A 20,923-nucleotide genomic window follows, 5' to 3' on the forward strand; every position below is an offset into this window, starting at 1 on the left:
AATATAAGTTATGGATATGGAAATTAATTTTCCCAATCTCGGGATCTATCTCGACCATGTGGGAAAAAACATCAGTATTTTCGGATTTTCCATTGCCTATTACGGCATCGTGATCGTAACCGGTATGATGATTGCGATCTGGATTGCCCAAAGAGAGGCAAAGCGGACAGGGCAGAACCCGGAGCAGTACCTCGATCTTGCGATGATCGGCATCGCAGCCGGTATTCTCGGGGCACGGATTTACTACGTTATATTTGCCTGGGACTATTATAAGGATGATCTTTTGAGTATTTTCAACATCCGCCAGGGCGGACTTGCCATCTACGGCGGCATCATCGGTGCCTGCATTGCGGTGGTGATTTACAGCAGAAAGAAGAAACAGAACTTCAGCCTTCTGATGGATACCGCGAGCATGAGCATCGTGTTCGGTCAGATTATGGGACGGTGGGGAAACTTCTTTAACCGTGAGGCATTCGGTGACTACACTAACAACCTGTTTGCGATGCAGCTTCCGGTTTCCGCGGTCCGTGCCAATGAAATCACACAGAAAATGTGGGATCATGTGGTGACGGTAAACGGCGTCGAGTATATTCAGGTGCATCCCACCTTTTTATATGAAAGTTTATGGAATGTGGGTGTCCTGCTTTTTCTTTTCTGGTTTCGGAAAAGAAAAAAATTTAACGGCGAAGTGTTCCTGATGTATCTGATAGGATATGGCCTTGGAAGAATCTGGATCGAGGGACTCCGCACCGACCAGCTTCTGCTTCCGGTGGTGGGACTTCCGGTTTCCCAGCTCCTTTCGGGGTGCCTTGTGGTGGGATGTACCATCCTGGTGGTATGGAAACGAAAAAAATTATCATCCGGTGGGGAGACAGCCCATTCTTAAGGATAAAACCAGTGAAAAAAACAGAATAAAAATACAGAAAAGGGGAAAACCGGCAAAAAAGGTTTTCTCTTTTTTGATACAAAATTGGTATAAAAAAGGCGGAAAATGCGCATAAAAATGTTGCATTTTGGGAAAAATCTTAAAAATGAAATAGAAAAAAGACCTTGCTATTTTCCCTGAGTTGATATAGAATAAAAATATAAGTGGTAGAAAGTGGTGAAAAGTGGTGCGTTGTGGAGCGGATGTGGCAGTCTGGCTGCGGCGCGATACATGAAGTGGTGCGTGGGGAGACCGCCATTTCAGGTGATAAGAGGGTTTTCATTATGTTCATGGGAGAGTACAGTCATACGATTGACGCGAAGGGAAGATTGATCATACCGTCCAAGTTCAGAGAACAGCTGGGAGAAGAGTTTGTACTGACGAAGGGATTGGACGGATGCCTTTCCATTTACCCAAACGACGAATGGGCTGCCTTTGAAGAGAAGCTGAGAGCCTTACCACTTACAAACAAAAACGCCAGAACTTTTTCCCGTTTCTTTGTAGCAGGTGCTACGTCATGTGAACTGGACAAGCAGGGGAGGATTCTCGTACCGGCAACGCTGCGGGAATTTGCTGGTCTGGAAAAAGATGTAGTCCTTACCGGAAATATCAACCGGATTGAAATCTGGAGCAAGGAAAAATGGAACGAAAACAGCAATTATGATGATATGGATGCCATCGCCGAATCAATGGAAGAGATGGGCATTGTGATCTGATCTGTTTCGTTGGGATACAGGAGATGACCATGGAATTTTCGCATACATCAGTATTACTGAAGGAAACCATTGAAAACCTTAAGATAAAACCGGACGGAATCTACGTGGACGGGACGTTGGGAGGCGCTGGACATTCCAGTCATATATGTGAGCGCTTATCTGCCACGGGGAGATTAATAGGCATAGATCAGGACGAAGCTGCGATAGCTGTTGCGGGTAAACGCCTGGAACCATATCAGAACCAGGTCACGATTATCCGCAGCAATTATTGCGATATGGTTCCGCGTCTTGCCGAAATCGGAGTCACCGGGGTAGACGGAATCCTGCTGGATCTTGGAGTTTCATCCTATCAGCTGGATAATGCAGAGCGTGGATTCACATACCGTGAGGATGTTCCGCTGGATATGCGGATGGATCAGAGAAATGCTCTTTCCGCGTACGAAGTCGTGAACGATTACAGTGAAGAGAATCTTTCGCGTATTCTCCATGAATATGGAGAAGAGCGTTTTGCAAGAAAAATTGCACACAATATATGCGTAAGCCGGCAGCAGGCGCCGATTCGAACAACTGGGGAGTTAATCGAAATCATCAAGCGCTCGATTCCGGCAAAAATAAGGGCGACGGGCGGCCATCCGGCCAAGAGAACCTTTCAGGCAATCCGTATCGAAGTGAACCAGGAACTTACCGTTCTGTCGGAGTCACTGGACGGCATGATTGATCTCTTAAATGACGGTGGAAGACTTTGTGTCATCACCTTTCATTCTCTGGAAGACCGTATCGTAAAAAACATTTTCAGAAAAAACGAGCATCCATGTACGTGTCCGCCGGAATTTCCGGTCTGTGTATGCGGAAAGAAGTCCAAGGGAACCGTAGTAACTCGGAAACCGATCTTGCCGGGAGAAGAGGAAATGGAAACAAATCCCCGTTCCAAGAGCGCAAAACTGCGCGTCTTTGAACGAAAAGTGTGACGGCTCGGCACGAAGGAGACAGAGAAGTTATGGCCAGACGGGCAGATGGAAGGGTAAATTCGACAGATAGAACGAAACGTTATACGCCAGATACGTTTGAGGACGGAAGTGCGGTACGGCGTCTTGCAGCACAGCCGCAGGAAGCACCAAAAGAAGCACGGCCTCTGAAATCGGGTGTGAGCAGCCAGACAAGAAGAAACCGGGCACGGGCGACACAGATCAGCGCGGGCTACGCTGTTTTTCTTGCCATTGTCTGCACACTGTGTATCGCGGCGTGTGTTGCGTATGTCAAGTTGCAGACCGTGGTTACCACGCAGGCGGAAGACATTACCAGCAAAGAAAAAGAATTGAGCGATCTGAAGGCGGACAATGACGCCTATTACAATACAACGGTTGCCTCCGAAGATCTTGAGGCAGTCAAAGAAGCAGCACAGAACCGGCTCGGCATGAAATATGCAGATGAGTCCCAGGTAATTTATTTCGATGATTCAGAAAACAGCTATGTGAGACAGTATCAGGATGTTCCGGATGCGAAATAGGTGAAAACGTGAGTAAACAGAAAAAAAATAAAAAACGAAGCGGGGCATTCCGGAGACGGAAGACAAGTGGGCGTATGAGCAGAAAACTGGTAGCACTCTTTTTGGGAGTGATGCTGGTTTTTGTTGCTTTAGCGATTGACATTACGTATGTGAATGCCACAAAGGGAGAAAAATACGAAAGACAGGTTTTAAGCCAGACGCAGCAGTCCTACGACAGCAGGACAATTCCATTCCAGCGGGGAAGTATCACCGACCGGAACGGAACGATTCTGGCAACGAGTGAGAAGGTTTACAACGTTATTCTCGACTGTAAACTTGCCAATACGACGGTAAAAGATGAAGAAAAGAACGATACCCATCCGTACGTCGATCCGACCGTAGCAGCACTGGTTGAATACTTCGGACTCGACGAGACGGATATCCGGGATCGTCTGACCGGCGAAACGACAAAAGAAAGCCAGTACCAGGTTCTCGCCAGAGAGGTCTCGATGGACGCGAAAAAAGCGTTTGAGGCCTATGTGGACGAGTACGCGGACAAAAAGAACAAGGAGCTCGATGAGAACGAGCAGGCGGAAAAAGCATACCGTGCCAACATCCGCGGCGTCTGGTTCGAGGAATCCTACCACAGAACGTATCCGTTAAATTCACTTGCCTGCGATCTGATCGGCTTTACGTATTCAGGAGACACGGCAGACTGGGGAATCGAAGGGTATTATTCCAGTATCTTAAATGGCGTGAATGGCCGCCAGTTCGGCTATTACAACGAAGATGCGGATATGGAACAGACGATCATCGAGGCGCAGCCGGGCAAAAACGTGGTTACGACGATTGATGTAAATATTCAGAAGATCATCCGCACGGCGATCGAGAATTACAATGAGCGGATTCATGTCCAGAACGGCGCGGACGAATCGGACACTGAGACGAACCGTCAGACAAAAGCGGCAAAGAATATCGGCGTTGTCGTGATGGATCCGAACAATGGAGAGATTCTTGGTATGGATTCTTCCGACTGGTATGACCTGAACAATCCAAGAGATCTGACACCGTTCTATTCGAAGGAAGAAATTGATGCGATGAACGATAACGAGACAATGGAGGCTTTGAGTGCCATCTGGAAAAACTACTGTATTTCCGATGCATATGAGCCAGGTTCCACGGCAAAACCGATGAACGTGGCGGCGGCATATTCCCTCGATGTAATCGATGATGATACCCTGTTTGACTGTGAGGGGTTTGAGACGATTGCAGGGCAGATGATCCGCTGCGGAGCTTATCCGGGAACACATGGCGTACAGACACCGGCCGATGTACTGAAAAACTCCTGCAACGCTGGTATGATGCAGATCGGACAGAAGATGGGAGCAGCGGAATTTCTCCGCTATCAGGATATTTTCGGTTTCGGCAGTCTGACAGGAATTGACCTGCCGGGTGAGGCGTACGGCCTGGTTCACACGGAGGATACCATGGGACCGACCGAGCTTGCAACGAGTACATTCGGACAGGGCTATACCGTGACGATGGTACAGCAGGCAGCTGCGTTTTCCTCTCTGATCAACGGAGGCAATTATTACCAGCCGCATGTGATGAAGACGATCACGGACAGCACAGGAGCTGTTGTTGAGAGCAATGAGCCGAATCTGGTGCGTCAGACGGTTTCCGCGGAAATCAGCGATAAAATGAGAAGTTTCCTCCAGGGAGTCGTGACCGATGGAAGCGGCCAGAGTGCAAAGGTTGCCGGTTACACGATGGGAGGAAAAACAGGTACTGCACAGAAGTATCCGCGAGGCAATGGAAAATATCTCGTTTCCTTTATCGGATTTGCACCGGTAGAAAACCCGAAAGCTGTTGTTTACGCGATTGTGGACGAGCCGGATGTAGAAAATCAGGCGAACAGTGTGCTGGCACAGGAGATCGTAAAAGAGATCTACACAGAACTGCTGCCGTATTTGAACGTATTCCCGGATGATACGGACGGTGTGACGGGCGAAGGCTCCGAGACCGGAACGGATGATCCAAACGTAGCGGCACCGGTACAGGAAGACGATACGGAAAACAGTGCTGAAAACAGCAATATCGAGAACGGCGGTCTGACAAACGCCGAGCTGGATCTCATCAATGAAGAGTAAAAAAACATAAAAAACAAAAGACATAACCCCATAGCAGTTTCCATATAGTGTTATCATAATGGATTCGGCTATGGGGTATTCTATGCGTAAAAACAAAACGTATCACCGGAAAAAGACGGTTCTTCTGTGGGTACTCTGCATGGGAATGATGGTCGGACTTGCCGGGCGGCTGGTGTATCTGTGTGTGTTCCGGTCCGTCTATTATTCCGAGAAGGCGGATGATCTGCACGAGCGGGAGCGCGGGATCAAGGCGGCGCGCGGCCGGATTCTTGATGCAAACGGGGAAGTTCTCGCGGCAAACCGCACGGTCTGTACGATTTCCGTGATCCACAGCCAGATTGAGGAGCCGGAGGCGGTGATTGCGATGCTGGTAAAAGAGCTTGGAATTTCGGAGGAGACGGCGCGGAAACGCGTGGAGAAGCGGTCTTCAATCGAGCGTGTCAAGACGAATGTGGACAAGGAGACGGGTGATACCATCCGGTCGTACGGATACGCGGGGGTAAAAGTGGATGAGGATTTCAAGCGGTATTACCCCAAAGGGAAGCTGGCGTCGCGCGTTATCGGCTTCACCGGAGGCGATAATCAGGGCATCATCGGACTGGAGGTGGAATATGAGGAAATTTTAAAAGGAATCAACGGAAAAATCCTGACGACAACGGATGCGCGCGGGATTGAGCAGAACGGCATCGGGGAGAGCCGCCAGGAGCCGGTGGCGGGAAGGGACTTAAAGGTCAGCCTGGATGTCAATATCCAGGCGTACTGCCAGCAGGCAGCGGAAAAGGCGATGGCAGAAAAACAGGCGGACAGCGTCTCGATTCTTCTTATGAATCCGCAGAACGGAGAAATCTATGCCTGTGTCAATGTGCCGGAGTTCGACCTCAACGATCCGTTCACGCTGCAGCAGGATACAACGGGACTTTCGGAAAAAGAAATTCAGGATCTGCTGAACCAGATGTGGCGGAATGCCTGCATCAACGATACGTACGAGCCGGGATCTACCTTTAAGATCATCACGATGTCGGCGGGACTTTCGGAGGGCGTTGTGTCGCCGAACGATTCGTTTTTCTGTCCCGGCTACAAAATCGTGGAGGACCGCCGGATCCACTGCCACAAGCGGACGGGACACGGAGCCGAAAACTTCGTGCAGGGCGCGCAGAACTCGTGCAACCCGGTGTTCATTGAAGTGGGGCTGCGGCTCGGTGTGGAAAAGTTCTGTGATTACTTCCGGAATTTCGGTCTGATGGAAAAGACGGGGATCGATCTGCCGGGCGAGGCATCGACGATTATGCACAAGGAGGAAAACATCGGAGAGGTTGAGCTTGCGACGATGGCATTCGGCCAGTCCTTCCAGATCACGCCGATCCGCCTGGCGGCGACGGTCTCTGCGCTCGTCAACGGTGGAAAAATGGTGACGCCGCATGTCGCAACGGATGTGCTTGATGAAGAAGGAAATGTCGTAAAGCATCTGAAATTTCCGGAAAAAGAAGGGGTTCTTTCGGAAGAAACTTCCAGGACGGTGCGCGAAATTCTGGAAAGCGTCGTTTCAGAAGGGTCTGGAAAGAATGCGTACCTCGAGGGATATTCCATCGGCGGAAAGACGGCAACCTCGCAGACACTTCCGCGGAGCGCCAACCGCTATATTTCCTCATTCCTCGGCTTCACCCCGGCGGAGCATCCGACGGTGCTGGGGCTTTGCATTATCCGCAATCCGCAGGGCGTCTACTACGGCGGAACGATCTGCGCGCCGGTGATCCGCGATATCTTTTCCAATGTACTTCCGTATCTCGGTATTGGACACAATTCTTAGGAAACCTGAGAATTGTGTCCTTCGCAGCCCTCATTTAAAGTTTTGCTTCGCAAAAGGAGGGCTGCTCACACCTGAATCACTTTCTTACGCAGCGAAACAGCAAGTGTTTCACTGCTGAGCGAACCGTAACTTGGATTATAAAAGAAGGTTGCGAAACAGAACAAAAAGCTATATACTGAATAGGCTGGAGAAAATATTTTGACATGCCTGTTCCGTACACAATCCGTACAAAAAGGAAGAGGTGCGTCTATGAAAAGAGAAATGATCCTGCCGGTTCTTCTTTCCTTTGGCATCAGCCTGGCGCTGGGGCCGGTTCTGATCCCGTTTCTGCGAAAAGTCAAAGCGGGGCAGAAGGAGCGGGAAGAGGGTGTGCCGAGCCACCAGAAAAAAGCGGGAACCCCGACGATGGGCGGCGTGATGTTTCTGGCGGCGTTTACCGCAGTTTCCCTCCTTTTCCGGAAAGAGGGAGCGGAAGTGGTTCCGGTGCTGTTTCTGACGCTTGGTTTTGGCCTGATCGGCTTTCTCGATGACTATCTGAAAGTCGTGCTGCACCGCAGCGACGGGCTGTACCCGAAGCAGAAAATGGCACTGCAGGCAGTGATTACAGCAGTCTTTCTGTGGTATTTGGCGCGTTTTTCCGGAATTTCCCTCCGGATGCGCATTCCGTTCCTTCCAGGCAAAGAGCTGGACGCAGGGATTTTTACGATTCCGTTTCTCGCCTTTGTGATTCTTGGAACGGTCAACGGTGTCAACTTTACCGACGGCCTTGACGGACTGGCGGCGAGTGTGACGATTTTAAATGCTGTTTTCTTTTCCGTGGCATCGATCGGCCTCGGAAACGGTGTTTCCCCGTCTCCGCTTGCGGTTATCGGGAGTCTGCTGGGGTTTCTGGTATTCAATGTATTTCCTGCCCGCGTCTTTATGGGCGATACAGGAAGTCTGGCACTCGGCGGTTTCGTCTCGGGAATGGCGTGTTTCTTACGTCTCCCCTTATTTCTGCCGCTTGTGGGATTCATTTATATGATGGAGATTCTCTCTGTGATCCTGCAGGTGTCATTCTTCAAACTGACGAAGGGAAAACGGATCTTCAAGATGACGCCGATCCATCACCATTTCGAGCTGATGGGCTGGTCGGAGACACAGATTGTGACGGTGTTTGCTACAATCACAGCGATACTATGCCTGATCGCATTGATGGGGCTTTAAAATATGGAGGTAATCAAACATGATTTTCGCAGGAAAAAAAGTACTGGTTTTCGGAACCGGAAAGAGTGGAATTGCAGCGGAGGAGCTGCTGCACAAGAAAGGTGCTTCTGTCGTTCTTTACGATGGAAATGACAAACTCGAAAAAGAAGAAATCTTAAAAAAATTAGAGAGCCGTGACAGCGTGGAAGTTGTCTTAGGCGAGCTCCCGGAGGAGATGCTCGACAGCCTTGATCTTGTCGTTTTAAGCCCGGGCGTTCCGACGGATCTGCCGGTTGTCCTTAAAATGAAAGAAAAAGAGATTCCGGTCATCGGTGAAGTGGAGCTGGCGTATCAGGTAAGCCGCGGAAAAGTGCTTGCGATTACCGGTACTAACGGAAAGACCACCACAACATCGCTGCTCGGCGAGATCATGAAAGCATATCAGCCGGAAGTAAAAGTGGTCGGAAACATCGGAACCCCGTACACATCCGCGGCACTCGACACGACAGATGATACCGTAACGGTTGCCGAGATCAGCAGCTTCCAGCTGGAAACCATCAAAGAGTTCCATCCGGCGGCAAGTGCGATCACAAACATTACCGAGGATCATCTGAACCGCCATCACACGATGGAAGAGTATATCCGCGTGAAAGAGTGTATCACCGAAAATCAGACGATGGATGATCTCTGTGTGCTGAATTATGAGGACGAAATCCTGCGCCCGTTCGGCGAGAAACTGATGGCAGAGAAGAAAGTACAGGTGATGTACTTCTCGAGTCTGCGTGCGTTAAAGGACGGCATCTATTATCAGGACGGCGAAATCCGCATTGCAAAGAACGGCGAGACGGAGCTTCTGACCAGAACCGACGACTTAAAACTGCTCGGCCTACATAATTTTGAAAACGTCATGGTTGCTTCTGCGATGGCACTTCATGCAGGCGTGCCGATGGAAACTGTCCGCAAAGTCATTCAGGAGTTTGCAGGGGTAGAGCACCGCATCGAGTATGTCTGCGAGAAGGACGGCGTGGCATATTACAACGATTCCAAGGGAACGAATCCGGATGCGGCCATCAAAGGCATCCAGGCGATGAACCGCCCGACTCTGCTGATCGGCGGCGGCTACGACAAGCAGTCCACCTACGAAGAGTGGATTCAGGCATTCGATGGAAAGGTACGTTTCCTGGTTTTGATCGGAGATACGAAAGAGAAGATCGCAAAAGCGGCAAGAAACGTCGGATTCAACGACATTATCATGGCAGACAACTTAAAAGAAGCCGTACAGATCTGCCACGACAAGGCAAATGCAGGGGATGCGGTTCTTCTTTCCCCGGCCTGCGCAAGCTGGGATCAGTTTAAGAGCTATGAGCAGCGCGGTGAGCTGTTTAAGGAGTACGTAAGAGCACTGTAAAAAGTCATATCAGGAAACTATCCCGCATAAGCTGAAAAAGAGCGAACGGCGGGTGTGGCGCGGATGCGGAAGGAAAAAGAGAAAAAAATAGATGGGACGCTGCTGGTGACGGTATGGATTCTGCTTGGCCTTGGCCTTGTGATTCTGTACAGCGCCAGCGCGTATAACGGCCGGGTCAGATTCCATGACCCGGCTTATTATTTCAAGAAGCAGCTCTTTGCAAGTGCGCTCGGTGTAATCGGTATGTATGCGGTTGCAAAAATAGATTACCGGCGGCTGTTTGCACTGGCACCGTGGTTTTATGCGGCTTCCCTTGCGCTCTCGACGGCGGTGCTCTTTTTCGGAAGTGAGTACAACGGCTCGAAGCGGTGGTTAAAGCTTGGCCCCTTATCGTTCCAGCCCTCGGAATTTGCCAAGATGGCGGTGATTCTCTTCCTGCCCTGGGTGATGGAGCACACGAAAGGCCGGTCCGACAGTCTCTGGTTTATGACAAAGGCGGTGCTGTGCACCCTGCCGATTGCAGCGCTTGTCGGAAGCAATAACTTAAGTACGGCGATTATTTTGCTCGGAATCTGTGCATTTCTGATCTTTATTTCACATCCGGGCTACCTGCCGTTTCTCGGAATCGGAGGCGCCGGCATCGGGTTTATTGCCGTTTTTCTGATGATGGAGAGCTACCGCCTCGAACGCCTTGCCATCTGGCGCAACCCGGAGGCGTACGAGAAGGGGTTCCAGACCATTCAGGGACTCTATGCGATCGGCAGCGGGAGAATCTTTGGCTGCGGGCTTGGAAAAGGCCTGCAGAAGCTTGGCTTTGTGCCGGAAGCGCAGAATGATATGATCTTTTCGATTATCTGTGAGGAGGGCGGACTGTTCGGCGCCTGCCTGGTGATCGCCGTGTTTGCGGTGCTGATCTGGCGCTTGATGGTTATTTCGATCCATGCGCGGGATCTTGGCGGAGCACTGATTGCGGGCGGAATTATGGGGCATATTGCGCTTCAGGTGATTCTGAACATCGCGGTTGTGACAAATACGATTCCGAATACCGGCATTACGCTGCCTTTTATCAGTTACGGCGGCACCTCCGTGTTGTTTCTGCTCGGCGAGATGGGGCTTGCCCTGTCGGTCTCGAGGGACACCGATTAAAAAGGCGGAAAAGCGCTGCAGAACGGGAACAAAACGGGAGTGTAATGCATACCGTAAAAAGAGAGGCCGGATGGGAGAGAACAGGTGGGAGTATATCAGATTCTCGGCGGAAGGCGGCTTTGCGGAACGGTAACAGTCCAGGGTTCCAAAAATGCCGTTCTTCCCATGATCGCGGCGGCGGTTCTGACAAAAGAGGAGGTCGTGCTGGAAGGCTGCCCGAAGATTTCCGATGTGGAGGATATGGCGGAGATTGTAAGAAGCCTTGGCGGAACAGTCTGGTGGGAGAGGAATGCGCTCCACCTGAACTGTGAAAAGATCGAAAAAAGCCGTGTGGAGGGAGCGCTTTCGAAGAGACTGCGCGCCTCTCTTTTGTTTCTGGGAAGTCTTCTTGCAAGGACAGGGGAGGCATACCTTGCAGGGGCCGGCGGCTGCCGGATCGGAAAGCGGCCGACGGACCTGCATCAGAGGGCAATGGAGCTTCTGGGAGCCGAGGTCTTCGAGGAGGACGGCACCATTCGGGCAAAGGCAGATCATCCGAAAGGAGCCGTGCTCTGCTTTCCGAAAAAGAGTGTCGGGGCGACGGAAAATGCGGTTCTTTTTGCTGTCGGAGCGGAAGGTGCAACAAGGCTGGAGCATTGTGCGCGGGAGCCGGAAGTGGTTCATCTCTGCCGGTTTCTTAAGGCCATGGGAGCGGAGATTACCGGCGAGGGGACGGAGCAGATTACCGTTTACGGAAGGCGGGGAAAGAGACTGCTGTCCGGCTGCCGGTATCGTGTTCCGGGTGACCGGATCGCGGCAGGGACGTATCTTCTGATGGGCGCGGCGACGCGGGGGCACCTGACGCTTTCCGGCGCGCCGCTGGACGAAATGGGGGCGGTTCTGTCCCTCTATCAGAAAATAGGTGGACAATATACAAGGAAGAGTGGTACACTGGTAGCAGACAGCAAAAACGTGCAGCATGCTGTTCCGTACGTGGAGACAGAGGAATATCCCGGTTTTCCGACGGATCTGCAGTCGCTGTATCTGGCGGCAGCGATGACGCTGGAAGGAAAGAGCTGTATCTGTGAAAATGTATTTGAGGACCGCCTCCGGACGGCAGAGGAGCTGCAGAAAATGGGCGGTACGCTGCAGATCTGCGGAAAATGGCTGACGGCCGAAAAAAGCCGTCTGCACGGTGCAGAAGTTGTTTCCCAGGATCTTCGGGGCGGCGCGGCACTCGTATCGGCGGCGCTTGCCGCAGAAGGATTTTCCACAATCCGGCAGACAGAACTGATTGAGCGGGGGTATGAACGGTTTCCAGAAACGCTCCGGGAACTCGGAGCCAAGATTATCGTAGAAAAAGAAATATGAGACAGAAAAAAAACAGAAAAAAGAAGAAAAACAGAAAAATACGGATTCTGACCGGGGTGGTGCTTGGCGTCGGCCTTGCAGGTGCCTTGTTTTTTAATGTGTTCAAAATCCGCAATATCCAGGTGGCGGGGAACACCCGGTATACAAAAGATGAAATCAAAGAGATGGTCGCGGACGACAAGTGGATGAAAAACACGGTGCTTCTTACGACGTTTCATTCGAAGGTTGATATGAGCGATATTCCTTTTATGAACTCCGTGGAGTTTACGTTTGTAAGCTATGACACCATCTGCATCCAGGTAAATGAGAAAAAAGTGGTCGGTTATGTCGAGTACGAAGGCCAGAAGGTCTATTTTGACAAGAACGGCATCGTGCTGGAGTGCGTGGACGAGGAGCAGGAAACACCTGCGGAGGGTGAGCCTTCCGACGGAACCGCCTCCGATGGAACGAGTGCGGATGGATCTCTTACGAGTGAGTCGCTTGCATCCGAAAGCGTATCATCCGATGGCACAGCATCCGAAAGCAGTACGTCCGACGGTGCGCTCTCGGCGGATACGATTAAAAGTGCACGTGTGACAACGACAGACTTTCAGCCGACCCTTTCCGATGTTCCGCTTGTAACAGGACTTACGTTTGACTATGTGACCGTGAACAAGCAGCTCCCGGTTGAAAAACCGGCAGTTTTCCGCACCATGCTCGCACTTACGAGAATGACGGAGAAATACAATATCACGCCGGACAGTGTGGAATTTAATGAGAACAGCGAAATTATTCTGCATTACTATGATACCGTGCGGATTCTGCTTGGAACCGATACGGCGTTAGAAGAAAAGATGACGCGCGTAGCAGCAATCCTGCCGAGCCTTTCCGGTCTTTCCGGAGAACTCCATATGGAGGATTACAAGGACGGCGACAGCAGCTTTGTCTTCTCGAAAGATGTATAAGAGGAAAGGAAAGCCGTCAAAAAAACGCAATAATCCTGAATTTTTTATGAAATACGAAAAAAACAGTTGATTATTTTCCGAAGAAATTATATTATATCTTTATGTATGACCATCAGAATATCAGACTATTTTGAGATAGACAGCAGTTCATAATCAAAAGGAGGAAGTTGAAATTGTTAGAGATCATGACAAATGAGGCAGAATCATCTGCAAAGATTATCGTAATCGGTGTAGGTGGTGCAGGAAATAATGCTGTAAATAGAATGGTGGAGGAATCCATCGGCGGCGTTGAATTCGTTGGAATCAACACCGATAAACAGGCGCTGACCCTCTGTAAGGCACCTACCATTCTCCAGATCGGCGAGAAGCTGACCAAGGGACTGGGCGCAGGAGCAAAACCTGAGGTTGGAGAGAAAGCAGCCGAGGAGAGCATCGAAGAGCTCAAACAGATCATGGAAGGCGCTGATATGGTATTCGTCACCTGCGGTATGGGCGGCGGAACCGGAACAGGTGCAGCACCGGTTGTAGCAGGCGTTGCAAAAGAAATGGGCATTCTGACTGTCGGCGTTGTAACAAAACCGTTCAAATTCGAGGCAAGAACCCGTATGAGCAATGCGCTGATGGGAATCGAAAAACTCGAGGAAAACGTAGATACCCTGATCGTGATCCCGAACGACAAACTTCTTGAAATCGTAGACCGCCGGACAACCATGCCGGAGGCATTAAAGAAAGCAGACGAGGTTCTGCAGCAGGCCGTACAGGGCATCACAGACCTGATCAACCTGCCGGCACTCATCAACCTCGACTTCGCAGATGTTCAGACCGTTATGACCGACAAGGGTATCGCCCACATCGGTATCGGCGAGGCAAAGGGCGACGACAAAGCGCTCGAGGCTGTACAGCAGGCTGTTTCCAGTCCGCTGCTTGAGACCACCATCGAGGGTGCAAGCCACGTTATCATCAACATTTCCGGAGATATCTCCCTTATGGATGCAAACGATGCTGCAAGTTACGTACAGAATCTGGCTGGAGAGGATGCAAACATCATCTTCGGTGCTATGTATGATGATTCTGTTACCGATACAGCGAAGATCACCGTTATCGCAACAGGTCTCAACGATGCAACGGCGAAACAGGCAAGCGTATCCCGCAAAGAGCCGGCAGATGCAAGAAAGAGCGCATTTTCCAGCAGCAGCTTCTCTGCACAGGCAGCCGCTCCGGTACACACTGCTCCGAAAGCTTCCGCTCCGGTACAGCCGCAGCCACAGGTTCAGGTGCAGCCGCAGGTACAGGCTCAGCAGACCATGACAAGCAATGTTCCGAAAAAGGACATCCAGATCCCGGATTTCTTAAGAAACCGCAGATAAGCAAAGAATAATAAGCAAATAACGAATTTACCTCGACACGCCGCAGACCGAAAATGTTGCGGCGTGTCGAAGTTTGTTGATCAAAAAAGAAGGTCATTCTTCCGAAAACGACAAAAAATTCACCCCCTTCCGTCTATAATAGGGTCTGTTAGAAATTCAGACCATGCAAAAGGCGCAGGGGGTGTTTTTTTGCACTATGAGATCTTTCTGGATCTTCTCTTTGCAGAGAATCTTCTGCTGAATTATACTATTCTGCGCCTTTCCTCCTTTCTTCTGAAACGATCTGCCACGCGAAGAAGGAGTTTTGCGGCAGCCGCGCTCGGCGCCGGTTATGCGGTGCTGTATGCCGTGTTTGCACGGTATCTGCCGGGTGCGCTGCTCGCCCTGGTCGGAATCGGAATTACAACAGGGATGGTGAAATCTGGCTGCAGAATCACGACAGTACGGGATCTTGTGGTGGGAATGGCAGGCTATATACTGTCCGGTTTTCTGATCGGCAGTGCATACCGCCTGTTCCGGGAGCTGATGCCGGGAAGGGGAATTTTTCTTTTTCTTCTTTCCGGGAGTGCCGCATATGCGGGAACACTCCTCCTGCTGAAGATCCGAAAGGAGATGCTCCTGGAACACGCCAGGCAGGTTACGGTACAGCTTGTGCAGAATGGGAAATGGAAAAAAGTAAAAGGACTGTACGACACGGGCAATACTTTGCGGGATGCCACAACCAAAAAGCCGGTCTCGGTCGTACCGTACACTGTGATACTCGAATTGTTCCCGGACGAAATGCGGACAGGGATTGCGGCGCTTGCAAGGCACGAGACGGTGCCGGAGCCGGAACGGCTTCTTGCGCTGCAGCCCCGTTACATACCGTTTCGCGGACTGGAAGGCCGGGGCTTTCTGCCGGTGATCCGGATCTCGGAAATGATTCTTGTGACAGAACATACAGCCAGGCACATAAGCGGACCGCTGATTGCGCTTGGCGGAGAAAATAGTTCATCTCCCAGGGGCTATGAAATAATTTTGCATCCAGATCTCATGGAAGGACAGGAGGAATGAAGTATGCTGCAGGCTGCACTGCCAAACGGATTCCGGCTTCGTATGCTGCCGCGGTCCGTGCCGGCTGTATTTCGTCAGACAGGAGAAATTTTTTATATCGGGGGCACAGATGTTCTCCCGGCGCCTTTGGAAGGACAGGAGGAGGCCGATGCGATTGCGGGGCTTTCCGATCCGGAAAACGAGACGGCAAGGAGCGAGCTGATCGAACACAACCTGCGTCTCGTCGTCTACATTGCACAGAAATTTGATAATACAGGAGTTGGTGTGGAGGATCTGATTTCGATTGGAACCATCGGCCTCATCAAGGCAATTAACACGTTCAATCCGGAAAAAAAGATCAAGCTTGCCACGTACGCGTCCCGGTGCATTGAGAACGAGATTCTGATGTATCTGCGGAGAAATAACAAGACACGGATGGAGGTCTCGATCGATGAGCCGCTCAATGTAGACTGGGATGGAAATGAGCTTCTTTTGTCGGATATCCTCGGAACGGAGGAGGATGTGATCTATCAGGGGCTCGAGCAGGAGGCGGAACATCGCGTGCTGGGAAGCGCAATCAGCAAGCTCTCTGAGCGGGAGCAGGTGATCGTGAAACTCCGGTTTGGCATCAATATGCCAGAGGGGCGGGAGAAAACGCAGAAAGAAGTCGCGGATCTTCTTGGAATTTCACAGTCGTATATTTCGCGGCTGGAAAAACGGATTATGAAACGGCTGCGGAAAGAGATTGCGCGGTATGAATAAAGAATAGAAAAATTTCCTTTCTCAGGGCGTGTTTAAAAAAATTTTTCAAACACGCCCTAAGCAATTGCTTGTCTTTTTCTGATAAGAAAAGTATAATAGAAAGCATAGTGCAAAACAGGAAGACAAACCGGACAGAACGGCAGAACGGTGCCGTTCTGAAATCTGAGTTTTGTACGAAGAAAAAAGGGAGGAAATAAAAGAAATGGAACGAGAGACATTCCAATCGCGCCTTGGCTTTCTTCTGCTTTCGGCAGGCTGTGCCATCGGCATCGGAAATGTATGGAAATTCCCGTACATGGTAGGAAACAACGGAGGCGGCATTTTCGTGCTGTTTTATCTGTTGTTCCTTGCCATTATGGGAGTTCCGATTCTGTCGATGGAGCTTGCCATCGGAAGAGGAAGCAAAAAGAGTACCGTGCGCGCGTATGGGGAACTGGAGAAGAAAGGGCAGAAGTGGCATATCCATGGATACGTTGCCCTCATCGGAAACTATCTGCTGATGATGTTCTATACGGTTGTTGCAGGCTGGATGCTGTATTATTTTTACAGCTTTTTAACCGGAAAATTCAGTGGCCTTAAGGGGGACGCTGTAACTGGAAAATTCAATGAGATGCTTTCATCTCCGTCTATTCTTGTCATCACGATGCTGCTGATCACGATTGCAGGCTTTCTGATCTGCTCTGTTGGTCTGCAGAATGGTGTGGAGCGTGTCACAAAAGTGATGATGATTGTACTGATGGTCGTTATGATTTTCCTTGCGGTTTACAGCTTTACAATGCCAGGCGCAAAAGAGGGTCTGAAATTTTATCTGGTGCCGGACAAGCAGCAGATTGAACAGGTGGGACTGTTCCACATTATCACAAGCGCGATGAGCCAGGCATTCTTTACGTTAAGTCTTGGTATCGGCGCAATGCTGATTTTCGGAAGCTACTTAAACGGAGGAAAATCGCTGCTCGGAGAGGCGATCAATATTGCGGTGCTCGATACGTTTGTAGCCATCACCGCAGGTCTTATTATTTTCCCGGCGTGCTTTTCCTATCACGTACAGCCGGACAGCGGCCCGAAGCTGATCTTTATGACACTGCCGCACATCTTCACCTCGATGAAGGGCGGACGGATTTTCGGAAGCTTTTTCTTCCTGTTTCTGTTCTTTGCGGCACTGTCCACTATCATCGCTGTATTCGAGAACATCATGTGCTGCTTTTCCGAGATTTTCGGTGTTTCCAGAAAACAGTCAGCAGTCATCAACTGCATTCTGATCATTTTAGGATCCCTGCCGTGTGCACTCGGCTACAATGTGTGGTCCGGATTCCAGCCGCTCGGCGCAGGAAGCACAGTTCTCGATCTTGAGGACTTTATCGTCAGCAACCTTCTGCTGCCGGTCGGTTCACTGATCTATCTTTTATTCTGTACATCAAAGTGGGGATGGGGATTTAAAAATTACCAGGCAGAGGCAAGTAAGGGCGATGGTCTGAAAGTGCCGGACTGGATGCGATTATACCTTACGTATATCCTTCCGCTGCTGCTTCTTGTATTAATTGTCCAGGGACTGATTGGATAAGCAAAAAGAGAAGAAAAAAGGTCAATATCAGATAGAAAAAAGATAAGAAAAGAACTGGAAAAAAAGCAGAAAATACGAGATAATAAAAGACAAGAAGCCAGTCATGTGCCGGAACCCGGGATTTCCTTTGGGTGTTCCGGCACATGTTGGATAGAAAAGTATGCAGGAGAAAGGGGAACAATATGGGAAAATTTACACCATTGGATTTCGAAGAATACGTAGCGCTTGCCCGTCAGGCAGCAGCAGAGGGATGTGTCCTTCTGAAAAATGACAACGAGGCGCTTCCGCTTCGCAAGGGGGATAAAGTAGCCGTTTTCGGAAGAATTGCATTCCATTATTATAAGAGCGGACTGGGCTCCGGCGGACTCGTCAACACCAAATATGTGGTTGGCATTCTGGATGCCTTAAAAGAAGAAAAAGACATCACGCTCGATGAGAATCTTCTTGGAACATATGAGAAATGGATCGAGGAAAATCCATACGACGAAGGCCAGGGCTGGGGAAAAGTGCCGTGGTCCCAGAAAGAGATGGAGCTCACCGACGAGATTGTGGAGAGCGCAAAAGGCGCCGATGCAGCTATTGTTGTTGTAGGCCGTACCGCAGGTGAGGACCAGGACAACAAAAACGAGGCGGGCAGTTATCTCTTGACAGATACCGAGCGTGAGATGGTAGAGAAAGTCAGCAAAGCGTTTGCAAGAACGATCGTTGTGCTGAATGTCGGAAATATCATCGACATGAAATGGGTGAAAGAGTGCAATCCTGCAGCTGTTCTCTACGTATGGCAGGGCGGTCAGGAAGGTGGAAACGGCGTTGCCGATGTGCTGATGGGAAGAGTCAGCCCGTGCGGTAAACTGACGGATACCATCGCAGAAAATATTGAGGATTATCCGTCGACCAGCTGCTTTGGCGATCTAGTAAGAAACGAATACAAAGAGGATATCTATGTAGGATACCGCTACTTTGAGACTTTTGCAAAAGACAAAGTATTATATCCGTTCGGATTTGGTCTTTCCTACACAACCTTTGCAGTAACCGCAGAGGCGAAAGAGAAAGACGTCGATCAGGTAACCGTAACGGCAACCGTAGAGAATACAGGAAAAACGGCCGGTAAAGAAGTTGTTCAGGTATACGTAAAAGCTCCACAGGGCGTTCTTGGAAAACCAGCCCGCGCACTCGTCGGCTTTGCAAAGACCGGTATTTTAGCTCCTGGAGCAAAAGAGACCGTGACCATCAATGTGGCAAAAGAAAGCTTCGCATCCTATGATGACAGCGGTGCAACGGGACACAAATCCTGCTACGTACTCGAAGAGGGCAGCTATGAGTTTTATGTCGGAAGCGATGTCAGAAGTGCAGCTTTCGCAGGCGCTTACGAGCAGCCGTTTAAAGTGGTTGAGACGCTGACCGAGGCAATGGCGCCGGTCGAAGCGTTTGAGCGTATGAAAGCCGTTGCAGGTGAGGACGGCACATTAAAACCGGGATACGAGGCAGCCCCGCTGCGCACCGTAGATCCGGCAAAACGCATGAAAGAGAACCGTATGGAGCCGATTCCGTACACCGGAGACAAAGGCTATAAGCTGGGCGATGTGCTGGATAAGAAAGTAACCATGGAAGAATTCGTGGCACAGCTTTCCGATGATGATCTGATCTGCATGTTCCGCGGCGAGGGTATGTGCAGCCCGAAAGTAACGCCTGGAACCGCAGCTGCTTTTGGCGGTCTGACACCGGAATTACAGGAGTTTGGCATTCCGGCATCCTGCTGTACCGACGGTCCTTCCGGACTTCGTTTTGACTGCGGAACAAAAGCCTTCTCCATGCCAAACGGTACGCTGCTTGGCTGTACGTTCGATCTTCCGCTGGTAGAAGACCTGTACGAGATGGCAGGACGCGAAATGAGACAGAACCGTGTCGATGCGCTTCTTGGACCTGGTATGAATATTCACAGAAATCCGTTAAACGGACGTAACTTTGAGTATATTTCCGAGGATCCGTACCTGACCGGATGGATCAGTGCTGTACAGATTCTTGGTATGGAAAAATCCGATGTAACCGGAACCATCAAACACTTCTGCGGTAATAACCAGGAGTCGAAGCGCCACACCGTAAATGCGGTTGTTTCCGAGCGTGCACTGCGCGAGATCTATCTGAAAGGATATGAAATTGCAGTCAAAGAAGGCGGCGCAAGATCCATTATGAGTACATATGGACCGGTCAACGGTATCTGGACCGCAGGAAACTACGATCTGTTAACCACCATTCTCCGTGGTGAGTGGAACTACGATGGATTTGTTATGACCGACTGGTGGGCAATGTCGAACCGTGAAGGATACGAGGCAACAAGAACGACACATGCACCGATGGTATCCGCCGGAAATGATGTCTTCATGGTATGCAATGACTGCACCGATATGAGCCAGGATGATGTGAAAGAAGCACTGGAAAAAGGTGAAATCACAAGAGGTGATCTGCAGAGAAATGCCATGAATGTCCTTCACTTCATTCTTGGAACACCATGTATTTTACGTTTCCTTGACCGCATCAGCGAGGAAGAAAAAGAAGCACAGGAGCAGCAGGGAGATAACGATTTTGTTGCAGCAGACCTGGTAACGTATGAGGCAGATCCGGAAACAGGTGATGTTGTCATTGACGCTTCCGCATGGGAAAATAAAAAAGGAACAAGCGAAGTCTGCGGTGTTTCCATTCTGGCAGATAAAATGGGAACTTATGATATCGAGATGGAAATGAAAGCAGACCTCGAAGACCTGGCACAGCTTTCCGTTACAGTATATATCGACAATATTGTAAAAACCGTTATCAGCATCCGTGGAACAAAAGGCGAGTGGATCAAAGAGACCAGAGATCTTGGCTTCTTCTTTGGATCTAATCACTATCTGAAACTGTATTTCGGTGCAAACGGCATGCAGCTTGGCAAGATTCGTCTGAAATTAAGAGAAGGCATGGAAGCGCTGAGCAAACACGAGGAATAAATAAAAAAAGAAATACAGAGAAAAACCGGAACCCGGGAGCCGCTGCTTAGAAGCGGTGCCGGGTTCCGGTTTTTCGTATGAAAGAAGATTTTTATGGAAG

The 20,923-nt window shown here is 50.2% G+C and carries 16 protein-coding genes; all 16 read left to right on the forward strand.

The genetic code is table 11. From position 1 onward, the window contains the following. The first annotated feature begins 10 nt into the window (after positions 1-10). The 16 genes from lgt (at position 11) to DW743_RS01655 (ending at position 20,823) form a co-directional block, all read left to right on the forward strand. Positions 11-886 (forward strand): prolipoprotein diacylglyceryl transferase, encoded by an 876-nt coding sequence (gene lgt, locus DW743_RS01580; protein WP_022461071.1) that lies wholly within the window; start codon positions 11-13, stop codon positions 884-886. Between the two features lie 323 nt (positions 887-1,209). Continuing rightward, positions 1,210-1,641, forward strand: coding sequence for a division/cell wall cluster transcriptional repressor MraZ (gene mraZ, locus DW743_RS01585; protein WP_022461070.1), 432 nt, complete (start codon positions 1,210-1,212; stop codon positions 1,639-1,641). A gap of 29 nt (positions 1,642-1,670) precedes the next feature. After that, positions 1,671-2,609, forward strand: coding sequence for a 16S rRNA (cytosine(1402)-N(4))-methyltransferase RsmH (gene rsmH, locus DW743_RS01590; RefSeq protein WP_117760487.1), 939 nt, complete (start codon positions 1,671-1,673; stop codon positions 2,607-2,609). A 29-nt stretch (positions 2,610-2,638) separates the two neighbouring features. After that, the gene (locus DW743_RS01595) at positions 2,639-3,148 is read left to right on the forward strand and encodes a hypothetical protein (protein WP_022461068.1); all 510 of its coding nucleotides are present in this window, start codon (positions 2,639-2,641) and stop codon (positions 3,146-3,148) included. Between the two features lie 74 nt (positions 3,149-3,222). Then, positions 3,223-5,277, forward strand: coding sequence for a peptidoglycan D,D-transpeptidase FtsI family protein (locus DW743_RS01600; RefSeq protein ID WP_117760486.1), 2,055 nt, complete (start codon positions 3,223-3,225; stop codon positions 5,275-5,277). 82 nt (positions 5,278-5,359) lie between these two features. Beyond that, the gene (locus tag DW743_RS01605) at positions 5,360-7,084 is read left to right on the forward strand and encodes a peptidoglycan D,D-transpeptidase FtsI family protein (protein ID WP_117760485.1); all 1,725 of its coding nucleotides are present in this window, start codon (positions 5,360-5,362) and stop codon (positions 7,082-7,084) included. Between the two features lie 249 nt (positions 7,085-7,333). Continuing rightward, complete coding sequence (gene mraY, locus DW743_RS01610; protein WP_055226954.1) at positions 7,334-8,290, forward strand: phospho-N-acetylmuramoyl-pentapeptide-transferase; 957 nt, start codon at positions 7,334-7,336, stop codon at positions 8,288-8,290. A gap of 19 nt (positions 8,291-8,309) precedes the next feature. Next, on the forward strand, positions 8,310-9,677 hold the full coding sequence (murD, locus tag DW743_RS01615) for a UDP-N-acetylmuramoyl-L-alanine--D-glutamate ligase (RefSeq protein ID WP_055226952.1): 1,368 nt from the start codon (positions 8,310-8,312) through the stop codon (positions 9,675-9,677). 63 nt (positions 9,678-9,740) lie between these two features. Continuing rightward, positions 9,741-10,823, forward strand: coding sequence for an FtsW/RodA/SpoVE family cell cycle protein (locus tag DW743_RS01620; RefSeq protein ID WP_117509641.1), 1,083 nt, complete (start codon positions 9,741-9,743; stop codon positions 10,821-10,823). A gap of 84 nt (positions 10,824-10,907) precedes the next feature. After that, on the forward strand, positions 10,908-12,173 hold the full coding sequence (gene murA / locus DW743_RS01625; protein ID WP_117760484.1) for a UDP-N-acetylglucosamine 1-carboxyvinyltransferase: 1,266 nt from the start codon (positions 10,908-10,910) through the stop codon (positions 12,171-12,173). Next, entirely contained in the window at positions 12,170-13,117 is a 948-nt protein-coding gene (locus DW743_RS01630; RefSeq protein ID WP_117760483.1) for a cell division protein FtsQ/DivIB, read from the forward strand. The genes murA and DW743_RS01630 overlap by 4 nt, the downstream gene beginning before the upstream one ends. 185 nt (positions 13,118-13,302) lie before the next feature. Continuing rightward, positions 13,303-14,484: a cell division protein FtsZ gene (gene ftsZ / locus DW743_RS01635; protein WP_055219889.1), complete on the forward strand. Its 1,182-nt coding sequence runs from the start codon at positions 13,303-13,305 to the stop codon at positions 14,482-14,484. 189 nt (positions 14,485-14,673) lie between these two features. After that, positions 14,674-15,537: a sigma-E processing peptidase SpoIIGA gene (locus tag DW743_RS01640; protein WP_158554986.1), complete on the forward strand. Its 864-nt coding sequence runs from the start codon at positions 14,674-14,676 to the stop codon at positions 15,535-15,537. Positions 15,538-15,579: 42 nt separating this feature from the next. Further along, a complete protein-coding gene (sigE, locus tag DW743_RS01645) occupies positions 15,580-16,278 on the forward strand; it encodes an RNA polymerase sporulation sigma factor SigE (RefSeq protein ID WP_330377007.1) in 699 nt (232 codons plus the stop codon). A gap of 202 nt (positions 16,279-16,480) precedes the next feature. Beyond that, the gene (locus DW743_RS01650) at positions 16,481-17,839 is read left to right on the forward strand and encodes a sodium-dependent transporter (RefSeq protein WP_055265757.1); all 1,359 of its coding nucleotides are present in this window, start codon (positions 16,481-16,483) and stop codon (positions 17,837-17,839) included. A gap of 182 nt (positions 17,840-18,021) precedes the next feature. Next, positions 18,022-20,823, forward strand: coding sequence for a glycoside hydrolase family 3 protein (locus DW743_RS01655; protein WP_117760482.1), 2,802 nt, complete (start codon positions 18,022-18,024; stop codon positions 20,821-20,823). Positions 20,824-20,923: the final 100 nt, after the last annotated feature.

Origin of the sequence: Blautia sp. AM28-27 (assembly GCF_003480905.1) — a bacterium.
Taxonomy (GTDB): Bacteria; Bacillota; Clostridia; order Lachnospirales; family Lachnospiraceae; genus Fusicatenibacter; species Fusicatenibacter saccharivorans.